The organism is Streptomyces macrolidinus (assembly GCF_023887685.1).
GTDB classification, from domain to species: Bacteria; Actinomycetota; Actinomycetes; order Streptomycetales; family Streptomycetaceae; genus Streptomyces; species Streptomyces macrolidinus.
Genome location: NZ_JAMWMR010000114.1, coordinates 1 through 481 on the forward strand (window position 1 = coordinate 1; position 481 = coordinate 481).

General features: G+C 68.0%; 1 protein-coding gene. It reads left to right on the forward strand.

The features are described from left to right. A partial coding sequence (locus tag NGF19_RS30465; RefSeq protein ID WP_252429178.1) for an IS3 family transposase occupies nt 1-481 on the forward strand: 481 nt, incomplete at both ends.

A 481-nucleotide genomic window follows, 5' to 3' on the forward strand; every position in this document is an offset into this window, starting at 1 on the left:
CGGCCGGACGTGAAGGCGAAGCCGGCCCCGGACCTGATCGGCCGCGACTTCCACGCCGAGCGTCCCGGGATCAAGCTGGTCGGCGACATCACCTGCCTGCCCACCGCCGAGGGCTGGCTCTACCTCGCCTGCTGGCTCGACCTCGCAACCCGCGAGGTCGTCGGCTATGCCATGGCCGATCACCACCGTGCCGAACTTGTCGTGGACGCCCTGGACATGGCCCACGGACGGGGGAACCTGGAGCCGGGCTGCGTGATCCACAGTGATCGCGGCAGCGAGTACACGTCCTCCCAATTCCGTGAGCAAATAGGCGAGTTGGGACTCCGGCAGAGCTGCGGGCGCACTGGATCATGTTTCGACAACGCCGCCGCCGAGAGCTTCTGGGCCCTGCTCAAGGAGGAGATCGGCACCCGGACCTGGCCCGACCGGGCCACCGCCCGCGCCGAGGTCTTCACCTTCATCGAGACCTTCTACAACCGCC